The following is a 10,435-nucleotide window of genomic DNA, read 5'->3' as shown; positions in this document are numbered from 1 at the left end:
AGTTCGCCGCGCGGCGTGAGGAACGGCAGGCCGCTCACCGACCACTTCAGCGTGTATTCGAGGCCGTGCTTGTCGAGAATCGCGTGCACGCGGGCCTGCAGGCCTTCGACCGTGCTCGCGGTCGAGAAGCGGAAGTTGAACAGCAGGTCGGCGTGGCCGGGGATCACGTTGGTCGCGCCGGTGCCGGCGTGCAGGTTCGACACCTGCCAGGTGGTCGGCGGGAAGTATTCGTTGCCGGCGTCCCATTGCTCGGTGGCGAGCTCGGCGAGCGCCGGTGCGAGCAGGTGGATCGGGTTCTTCGCGAGGTGCGGATACGCGATGTGGCCTTGCACACCCTTGACGACCAGTTCGCCGGACATCGACCCGCGGCGGCCGTTCTTGACGACGTCGCCGAGCTCGGCCGTCGACGTCGGCTCGCCGACGATGCAGTAGTCGAGACGTTCGCCGCGGGCCTGCAGCAACTCGACGACCTTCACGGTGCCGTCGGTGGCCGGGCCTTCCTCGTCGCTCGTGATCAGGAACGCGATCGCGCCGCGGTGGTCGGGATGGGCCGCCACGAATTCCTCGGACGCGACGACGAACGCCGCGAGCGACGTCTTCATGTCGGCCGCGCCGCGGCCGTACAGCTTGCCGTCGCGATGGGCGGGGACGAACGGCGGCGAGGTCCACTGTTCGAGCGGGCCGGTCGGCACGACGTCGGTGTGGCCCGCGAACGCGAGCAGCTTGCCGTCGCGGCCGTCGGCGCCGCGCTTGACGGCCCACAGGTTGGTCACGCCGTGCGACGCGATGGTCTCGCATTCGAAGCCGAGCGCGGCGAGGCGCTCGGTCATGATCTGCTGGCAGTGCTGGTCGTCGGGCGTCACGGACGCGCGGGCGATCAGCTGTTCGGTAAGGGCTAGGGTGGCGGACATGGTTCGGACCACTTTCGATAAAAAATGCCGGCGCGGTGGCCGGCAGCGACAGGGCGCGGGCTACGCCCGCAGGCGCGGCGCGGGCGGCCCTATGCGGCAAACAGCGCCGCGTATTGATCGGCCACGAAGCCGAGCGATTTCACGCGGCCGTTGACGACGAGCACGGGGCGCTTGATGACCGACGGCTTGTGGATCATCAGCGCGACCGCGCCGGTCTTCGTTTCGGCGGCCGCCTTCATCGCGTCGTCCAGGCCGCGCCACGTGGTGCCGCGCTTGTTCACGAGCGCGTCGAGCGACACGTCCTTCAGCCAGTCTTCGATCAGCGGCGCGCTCACGCCGAGCTTCTTGAAATCGTGGAATTCGAACTCGACGCCGTGATCGTCGAGCCACACGCGGGCCTTCTTCACGGTGTCGCAGTTCGGAATGCCGTAGACGACCACGGTGTGCGGCTTCGCCATCAGTCGCCTCGCAGCAGCTCGTTCAGGCCGACCTTCGCACGCGTCTTCGCGTCGACCTTCTTGACGATCACCGCGCAGTACAGGCTGTGCGAGCCGTCCTTCGACGGCAGGTTGCCGGCGACGACGACCGAGCCGGCCGGGATGCGGCCGTAGCTGACTTCGCCCGTCTCGCGATCGTAGATCTTGGTGCTCTGGCCGAGGTACACGCCCATCGAGATCACCGAGTTTTCCTCGACGATCACGCCTTCGACGACTTCCGAGCGCGCGCCGATGAAGCAGTTGTCCTCGATGATGACCGGGTTCGCCTGCAGCGGCTCGAGCACGCCGCCGATGCCGACGCCGCCCGACAGGTGCACGTTCTTGCCGATCTGTGCGCACGAGCCGACCGTCGCCCACGTGTCGACCATCGTGCCTTCGTCGACGTACGCGCCGATGTTGGTGTACGACGGCATCAGCACGACGTTCTTCGCGATGAACGAGCCGCGGCGCGCGATGGCCGGCGGCACGACGCGGAAGCCGCCCGCGGCGAAGTCTTCGGCCGTGTAGTTCGCGAACTTCGACGGCACCTTGTCGTAGAACTGCGAGTAGCCGCCGGCCGGCATCGGCGCGTTGTCCTCCAGGCGGAACGACAGCAGCACGGCCTTCTTCAGCCATTGGTGGACCGTCCAGTTGCCGTCGATTTTCTCGGCGACGCGCAGCGCACCCTTGTCGAGTTGCTCGATCGCGTGAGCGACGGCCTCGCGGACGTCGGCGGGCGCGGCTTTCGGCGACAGCTCGGCGCGGTTTTCCCAGGCGGTATCGATGATTTGCTGAAGTTGTTGCGACATGTTCGTTTTCGCAGGAGATGGATGGAATTGATCGGGAGGGACGTCTTACCGCGCGAGAGCGCGGCAGAAATCGACGATGCGTTGCGCGCCCTCGACGCATTCGGGGGTGCCCGCGACGAGCGCGATCCGGATGAAATCGCGGCCCGGGTTCGTGCCATGCGCATCGCGCGCAAGGTACGAGCCGGGCAGAACCGTCACATTATAGTCGGCGTACAGGCGACGGGCGAACTCGGTGTCCGACAGGCCGGTGCGCGCGACGTTGGCCCACAGGTAGAACGCGGCGTCGGGCAGCTTCACGTCGATCACGTCGGCGAGCATCGGCGTGACCGTATTGAACTTCTGCAGGTACAGCGCGCGATTCTCGCGCACGTGCGCCTCGTCATTCCACGCGGCGATGCTCGCGTGCTGCCAGACCGGCGACAGCGCGGCGCCGTGGTACGTGCGATACAGCAGGAATGGCTTGAGCAGCGCGGCGTCCCCGGCGACGAATCCCGAGCGCATGCCCGGCACGTTCGAGCGCTTCGACAGGCTGGAGAGCATCACGAGCCGCTCGAAGCCGCGGCCGAGGCGGTGCGCGGCCTCGAGGCCGCCGAGCGGCGGCGCCGCTTCGTCGAAATAGATTTCCGAATAGCACTCGTCGGATGCGATCACGAAACCGTGGCGGTCGGACAGCGCGAACAGCTCGCGCCAGTCGTCGAGCGTCAGCACGGCGCCCGTCGGGTTGCCGGGCGAGCACACGTACAGCAACTGCGTGCGCGCCCACACTTCATCGGGCACGGCCGCGTAGTCGCACGCGAAGTTGCGGGCCCGGTCGCTGTTCGCGAAATAGGGTTCGGCGCCGGCCAGCAGCGCCGCGCCTTCGTAAATTTGATAGAAGGGATTCGGACAGAGTACGATCGCCTTCTTGCCGTCGGCACCAGGGCGCGCGTCGATCACCGTCTGCGCGAGCGAGAACAGCGCCTCGCGCGAGCCCGACACCGGCAGCACCTGCGTGGCCGCATCGATCGCCGGCAGCCCGTAGCGGCGTTCGAGCCAGCGCGCGATCGACGTGCGCAGCGCGTCCGAGCCGGCGGTGGCCGGATACGACGCGAGGCCGTCGAGCGCGGCCACCACGGCGTCGCGGATCAGCGCCGGCGTCGCGTGTTTGGGCTCGCCGATGCCGAAGCTGATCGGTTTCAGGTTGCCGGAAGGCGTACCGGCACCGGGCGTCACGTCCTTGAACAGGGCGCGCAGCTTTTCGAAGGGATAGGGCTGGAGCGAGTCGAGTCGAGGGTTCACGGGCGAAGCGGCCATCGCGGCCGGTTGGAGCGAAAGAAGCGGCGGGCGCGCCGCGCGGCTGCGAGCGGGCGCCGGGGCGCGCGGCTCGCAACGGACGATTATAGCGTGACGGAATGCGGTCACGGCCTGCCGGAGCGGCGGCCGGGCCGCTCGGATAAAGGGTATCGAATCAAATGAACAACGCGGTACGCGGCAGCCTGCCGACGCTGGCCATCCTGATCGGCGCGTCGGTATGGGGCCTGATCTGGTATCCGCTGCGGATCCTTGCGTCGCTCGGCGTGACGGGCACGCTGGCCAGCGCGCTGACGAGCCTCGTCGCGTTCCTGTTCGTGATCGTCGCGCGCCACCGCACGATTGCAACGCTGCGCTGGCACTGGGTGCTGCCGGCCATCGCGGCGACGGCCGGCGTGACGAACCTCGGGTTCGTCTGGGGCACGATCCACGGCGAGGTGCTGCGCGTGATGCTGCTGTTCTACCTGACGCCGGCCTGGACCGCGATCTACGCGCACTTCCTGCTGCGCGAGCGGCTGACCTGGGCCGGCGCCGGGCTCGCCGCGCTGTCGATTGGCGGCGCGATGCTGATGCTGTGGTCGCCGTCGCTCGGCTTGCCGCTGCCGGCCAACCCGGCCGAATGGGCCGGCCTCGCGGCCGGGCTGAGCTTCGCGATGAGCAACGTGCTGGTGATCAAGGCGAGCCGCGAGCTGCCCGACATGCGCGCCGAAATGCGCACCGCGACGCTGTTCGGCGGCGCGGCCGTGTTCGGCGCGATCGCGTCGCTGTTCGAGGGGCTGCCGGCCGCGCCGGCGAGCGGCCAGCTGGGCGTGGCCGCGCTGATCATCGCGGCGATCGGCGTGACGATGGCGTCGAACAACCTGCTCGTCCAGTACGGCCTCGCACGCGTGCCGGCGAACCGCGCGTCGATCATCATGCTGTTCGAGATCGTGATCACCGCGCTGTCCGCGTGGGTGTTCGCGAACGAGCTGCCGAGCGCGCGCGAGTGGGCGGGCGGCGCGTGCATCGTGCTGGCGACGCTGCTGTCGAGCCGGGTCCATCGTGCCGCGCCGGCACCGGATAAACCCGGCGACGGTCGGGACGGCGCACGCGCGATGGTATGATGGAAGCCGTTTGCGGGGCCCAACGCTGGATGCGCGCGGCCCCGTTTTTGAATTCCGGGGCGCGTCGCGCGCAGGGGCTTCGCGGCCCCGCTCCGCACGGCCCCGTCCGTTTCACACCTTCTTCACATCCGATACCGCCGTGCGTCTGAGCTCGATCAAACTCGCTGGCTTCAAATCCTTCGTCGATCCCACGCATTTCCAGGTTCCGGGCCAGCTTGTCGGCGTGGTCGGCCCGAACGGATGCGGCAAGTCCAACATCATCGACGCCGTGCGCTGGGTGCTCGGCGAGTCGCGCGCGTCCGAGCTGCGCGGCGAATCGATGCAGGACGTGATCTTCAACGGTTCGACCGCCCGCAAGCCCGGCAGCCGGGCCAGCGTCGAACTGATTTTCGACAACTCCGACGGCCGCGCGGCCGGGCAGTGGGGCCAGTACGGCGAGATCGCCGTGAAGCGCGTGCTGACGCGCGACGGCACGTCGAGCTACTACATCAACAACCTGCCGGCGCGCCGCCGCGACATCCAGGACATCTTCCTCGGCACCGGCCTCGGCCCGCGCGCGTACGCGATCATCGGGCAGGGCATGATCGCGCGGATCATCGAGGCGAAGCCGGAAGAGCTGCGCGTGTTCCTCGAGGAAGCCGCCGGCGTGTCGAAGTACAAGGAACGCCGTCGCGAAACCGAGAACCGTCTGCACGACACGCGCGAGAACCTGACGCGCGTCGAGGACATCGTCCGCGAACTCGGTGCGAACCTCGAAAAGCTCGAGGCGCAGGCGGTGGTCGCGACCAAGTACAAGGAACTCGTCGCCGACGGCGAGGAGAAGCAGCGCCTCTTGTGGCTGCTGCGCAAGAACGAGGCCGCCGGCGAGCAGCAGAAGCAGCAGCGCGCGATCGAACAGGCGCAGATCGACCTCGAGGCGCAGACGGCGAAGCTGCGCGAAGTCGAGGCGCAGCTCGAGACGCTGCGCGTCGCGCACTACTCGGCGAGCGATGCGATGCAGGGCGCGCAGGGCGCGCTCTACGAAGCGAACGCCGAGGTGAGCCGCCTCGAAGCCGAGATCAAGTTCATCGTCGAATCGCGCAATCGCGTGCAGGCGCAGATCGCCGCGCTGAACGCGCAACGCGAGCAGTGGCGCGCGCAGGCCGAGAAGTCGCAGGACGAGCTCGAGGAAGCCGAAGAAGCGCGCGCGATGGCCGACGAGAAGGCCGCGCTCGCCGAAGACAACGCGGCCGCCAAGCACGATGCGCTGCCGGCGCTCGAGGCGAAGTGGCGCGACGCGCAGGCGCAGCTCAACGACGAGCGCGCGCGGATCGCGCAGACCGAGCAGTCGCTGAAGCTCGAAGCCGCGCATCAGCGCAACGCCGACCAGCAGCTCCAGCAGCTTCAGCAGCGCCACGAGCGCCTGAAGAGCGAAGCGGGCGGGCTCGACGCGCCGGACGAGACGCAGCTCGAAGAGCTGCGCATGCAACTGGCCGAGCAGGAAGAGATTCTCGCGGAAGCGCAGGCCCGCCTGGCCGACGCGCAGGAAACGGTGCCGCGCCTCGACGGCGAACGCCGCGCCGCTCAGGAGCGCGTGCAGGCCGAAGCCGCCCAGATCCACCAGCTCGAGGCGCGCCTTGCCGCGCTGAAGCAACTGCAGGAGAACGTGCAGACCGAGGGCAAGATTCAGCCGTGGCTCGACAAGCACGAGCTCGGCGCGCTGCCGCGTCTGTGGAAGAAGCTGCACGTCGAGGCCGGCTGGGAAGCGGCGCTCGAGGCCGTGCTGCGCGAGCGCCTCGCCGCGCTCGAAGTGTCGAATCTCGACTGGGTGAAGGCATTCGCGACCGATGCGCCGCCCGCGAAGCTCGCGTTCTACGCGCCGCCCGCGGCCGGCGAGACGCCCGCCGCGGTGGCCGGGCTGCGCCCGGTGCTGTCGCTCGTGCGTATCGACGACGCGGGCATTCGCGCGGTGCTGAACGACTGGCTCGGCAACGTATACGTCGCCGACGACGTCGCGCAGGCGCTCGCGGCGCGCACGCAACTGCCGGCAGGCGGCGCGTTCGTCGTCAAGGCCGGCCATATGGTCACGCGGGTCGGCGTGCAGTTGTATGCGGCCGATTCGGAGCAGGCCGGGATGCTGGCCCGCCAGCAGGAAATCGAAAACCTGGCGCGCCAGGTGCGCGCGCAGGCGCTGCTCGCCGACGAGGCGCGCACGGCCGCCGTGCGGGCGGAAGCCGCGCATACGCAGGCCACGCAGGCGCTTGGCGACGTGCGCGCGCAAGCCGAACGCGCGACGCAGCGCGTGCATGCGCTGCAGATGGATGTGCTCAAGCTCGCGCAGGCGCACGAACGCTACACGCAGCGCAGCATGCAGATCCGCGAGGAACTCGAGGAAATCGGCGCGCAGATCGAAGAGCAGCGTGCGCTGCGCGCGGAGTCGGAAGCGAATTTCGAGCGCTTCGACGGCGAGCTCGCGGAACTGCAGGCGCGCTTCGAGGACAACCAGCTCGCGTTCGAGTCGCTCGACGAATCGCTGACGCAGGCGCGTCAGGAAGCGCGCGACCTGGAGCGCGGCGCGAACGACGCGCGCTTCGCCGCACGCAACGCGGTGACCCGGATCGACGAGCTCAAGCGTACGATCCAGGTCGCCCACGAGCAGAGCGAGCGCGTCGCCGCGTCGCTGGAAGACGCGCGCGCCGAACTCGAGACGATCAACGAGCAGACCGCGCACACGGGCCTGCAGGACGCGCTCGAGATTCGCGCGGTGAAGGAAGAAGCGCTGCAGGCCGCGCGCATCGAGCTCGACGATCTCACCGCGAAGCTGCGTGCGTCGGACGAGCAGCGGCTCGTCGCCGAGCGTTCGCTGCAACCGCTGCGCGACCGCATCACCGAGTTGCAGCTGAAGGAGCAGGCCGCGCGCCTGTCCGTCGAGCAGTTCGCCGAGCAGCTCGCCACGGCCGAAGTCGACGAAACCGCACTGGCCGCGAAGCTGACGCCGGATCTGAAGCCGTCCTACCTGCAGGGCGAAGTCACGCGGCTGAACAACGCGATCAACGCGCTCGGCCCCGTGAACATGGCCGCGCTCGACGAGCTGAAGGCCGCGAGCGAGCGCAAGGTGTTCCTCGATGCGCAGTCGGCCGACCTGATCGACGCGATCACGACGCTCGAGGACGCGATCCACAAGATCGACCAGGAAACCCGCACGCTGCTGCAGGGCACCTTCGACGAGGTCAACCGTCATTTCAGCGACCTGTTCCCGCGCCTGTTCGGCGGCGGCCAGGCGAAGCTGATCATGACGGGCGACGAGATTCTCGATGCCGGCGTGCAGGTGATGGCGCAGCCGCCCGGCAAGAAGAACGCGACGATTCACCTGCTGTCGGGCGGCGAGAAGGCGCTGACCGCGACCGCGCTGGTGTTCGCGATGTTCCAGCTGAACCCGGCGCCGTTCTGTCTGCTCGACGAGGTCGACGCGCCGCTGGACGACGCGAACACCGAGCGTTTCGCGAATCTCGTGCGCGCGATGTCCGACAAGACGCAGTTCCTGTTCATCTCGCACAACAAGATCGCGATGGAGATGGCGCAGCAACTGATCGGCGTGACGATGCAGGAGCAGGGCGTGTCGCGGATCGTCGCGGTGGACATGGAAACCGCCGCGGGTTTTGCCCAGAATTGACGTTTGACGAAACCGGACCGCGTTCGCGCGGCGCATGGGCGCCCGTTCGCGGTCCCGACGAAAAAGAATTGCTGATGGAGCGTGCATGGACGAGTTGACACTCGGTTTGATCGGCGCGGGCGCCGTCGTGGTGGGCGGCGTCGTGGTCTACAACGCATGGCAGGGCGCGAAAGTGCGGCGCAGGATGCCGCGCCCGATGCCGGAGGAAGCGGTCGAGGCAATGAACCGCCCCGAGCGCGACGAAGAGTTGCCGTTCATCGAGCCGGTACGTCAGCCGGTGCGCCGCGAGCCCGCGGCACCGGTCGCGGCGGCTGTCGCCGCGACCGAAGCCGCGCGCGTCGAGCCGACGTTCGGCGGGGCCGCGAGCGGCGCGGCGCCGGCCGATACGCCGGCCGACCTGCAGGCCGAGGCGACGGGGGCCGATACGTCGTCCGAATCGACCGAGCCGGCTGCCGGCGAAGAAGCCGTGACCGCCGCCGCGCATGAAGCGGCAGCCGAACCGGCCGGCCCGACCGAACCGGTGATGCCGGCCGCGACGACGATCTCGTCCGCGCCGCCCGCGATCGTCGATCGCCGGATCGACTGCATCGTGCCGATCCGCCTCACCGGCCCGCTGCCGGGCGACAAGATCCTGCCGGTCGCGCAGCGGCTGCGCCGCGCGGGCAGCAAGCCCGTGCATATCGAAGGCAAGCCGGAAGGCGGCCAGTGGGAGTTGCTGCAGAACGGCGTGCGCTACGAAGAGCTGCGCGCGGCCGCGCAGCTTGCGAACCGCAGCGGCGCGCTGAACGAACTCGAATTTTCCGAATTCGTGACGGGCGTCCAGCAGTTCGCCGACGCGATCGACGGCGCGCCGGAATTCCCGGACATGATGGAAACGGTCGCGATGGCGCGCGAACTCGACGCGTTTGCCGCGCAGTGCGACGCGCAACTGTCGATCAACGTGATGTCGGACGGCGCGCCGTGGTCCGCGAACTACGTGCAGGCGGTCGCGTCGCAGGACGGGCTGCTGCTGTCGCGCGACGGCACGCGCTTCGTGAAGCTCGACGCGAAGCAGAATCCGGTGTTCATGCTGCAGTTCGGCGATACGAACTTCCTGCGCGACGACCTCACGTACAAGGGCGGCAACATGATCACGCTGGTGCTCGACGTGCCGGTGGCCGAAGAGGACATCCTGCCGTTCCGGCTGATGTGCGATTACGCGAAGTCGCTGTCCGAGCGGATCGGCGCGCGCGTCGTCGACGATTCGCGCCGGCCGCTGCCGGAGTCGACGCTGCTCGCGATCGAGCAGCAGCTGATGAAGCTGTACGCGAAGCTCGAGGAAGCCGGCATCCCGGCCGGTTCGCCGGTCACGCGCCGCCTGTTCAGCCAGTAACGCGAAGGCGCGGACGGCGGTTTTCGGCGCCGTCTTTCGTCTCCGCGGCGCACACCGTGCGGTGTGCGCTGCAGCACGTCATCGGGCCCGCATTGCGTGCCCCGCCGCGGCGTCAAACTGAGATAATCGGAAAACCGATTTTTTCAGAACGACTCTGCCGCCAGCATGGCCCGAACCCAAGCCGAACCGCCAGCCAGCCAGCCCGACGCGCGCGCCGCGTGGCTGCGCGACCAACTCGAGCGGGCAAACTACGCCTATTACGTGCTCGACCAGCCGGATCTGCCCGACGCCGAATACGACCGGCTGTTCCGTGAGCTGCAGCAGCTCGAAACCGACCATCCCGAACTCGTGACGCCCGATTCACCGACGCAGCGCGTCGGCGGCGAAGCGGCCGGCGGCTTCACGCCGGTCGTCCACGATGCGCCGATGCTGTCGCTGAACAACGGCTTCGCCGACGAGGACATCGTCGCGTTCGACAAGCGCATCGCCGACGCGCTCGCGAAGACGACCGATCTCGCCGGCTCGGTGACGGACCCCGTCGAATACGCGTGCGAACTGAAGTTCGACGGCCTCGCGATTTCGCTGCGCTACGAGCAAGGCGTGTTCGTGCAGGCCGCGACGCGCGGCGACGGGACGACGGGCGAGGACGTGACCGAGAACGTGCGCACGATCCGTTCGATTCCGCTGAAGCTGAAGGGCAAGCACGTGCCGGCGGTGCTCGACGTGCGCGGCGAGGTGCTGATGTTCAAGCGCGATTTCGCACGCCTGAACGAACGCCAGCGCGCGGCCGAGCAGCGCGAATTCGCGAACCCGCGCAACGCG

8 protein-coding genes are annotated in these 10,435 nt (G+C 68.6%); 4 read left to right on the top strand and 4 right to left on the bottom strand.

Annotated elements, in window-relative coordinates:
* From dapE to dapC, 4 genes are all read right to left on the bottom strand, one after another.
* The coding region (gene dapE, locus AC3IFE_RS31700; RefSeq protein WP_489194242.1) for a succinyl-diaminopimelate desuccinylase at positions 1–911 on the bottom strand (911 nt) is incomplete at its 3' end.
* Between the two features lie 89 nt (positions 912–1,000).
* Positions 1,001–1,369 carry an ArsC family reductase gene (locus AC3IFE_RS31695; RefSeq protein WP_006478478.1) on the bottom strand — a complete coding sequence of 123 codons (369 nt, stop codon included), beginning with the start codon at positions 1,367–1,369 and terminating at the stop codon, positions 1,001–1,003.
* Positions 1,369–2,196, bottom strand: coding sequence for a 2,3,4,5-tetrahydropyridine-2,6-dicarboxylate N-succinyltransferase (gene dapD / locus AC3IFE_RS31690; RefSeq protein ID WP_006478479.1), 828 nt, complete (start codon positions 2,194–2,196; stop codon positions 1,369–1,371). Before dapD ends, AC3IFE_RS31695 begins: the two co-directional genes overlap by 1 nt.
* Before the next feature lie 45 nt (positions 2,197–2,241).
* Entirely contained in the window at positions 2,242–3,489 is a 1,248-nt protein-coding gene (gene dapC, locus AC3IFE_RS31685; RefSeq protein WP_489194238.1) for a succinyldiaminopimelate transaminase, read from the bottom strand.
* Positions 3,490–3,647: 158 nt separating this feature from the next.
* Here dapC and AC3IFE_RS31680 point away from each other — a divergent pair, with 158 nt between their 5' ends.
* The 4 genes from AC3IFE_RS31680 to AC3IFE_RS31665 all read left to right on the top strand — a co-directional run.
* Positions 3,648–4,589 (top strand): DMT family transporter, encoded by a 942-nt coding sequence (locus tag AC3IFE_RS31680; RefSeq protein ID WP_089467738.1) that lies wholly within the window; start codon positions 3,648–3,650, stop codon positions 4,587–4,589.
* Positions 4,590–4,728: 139 nt separating this feature from the next.
* A complete protein-coding gene (gene smc, locus AC3IFE_RS31675; protein ID WP_489194236.1) occupies positions 4,729–8,241 on the top strand; it encodes a chromosome segregation protein SMC in 3,513 nt (1,170 codons plus the stop codon).
* 85 nt (positions 8,242–8,326) lie between these two features.
* Complete coding sequence (locus tag AC3IFE_RS31670) at positions 8,327–9,613, top strand: cell division protein ZipA C-terminal FtsZ-binding domain-containing protein (RefSeq protein WP_089467736.1); 1,287 nt, start codon at positions 8,327–8,329, stop codon at positions 9,611–9,613.
* A gap of 165 nt (positions 9,614–9,778) precedes the next feature.
* Positions 9,779–10,435: DNA ligase LigA-related protein (locus tag AC3IFE_RS31665; protein ID WP_489194235.1), on the top strand; the 657-nt coding region annotated here is incomplete at its 3' end.

The sequence above is a fragment of the Burkholderia sp. APQ4-4ca genome (assembly GCF_057837105.1).
Note: the sequence above shows the minus strand (reverse complement) of the source record. Positions and strands in the feature narration are given on the sequence as shown.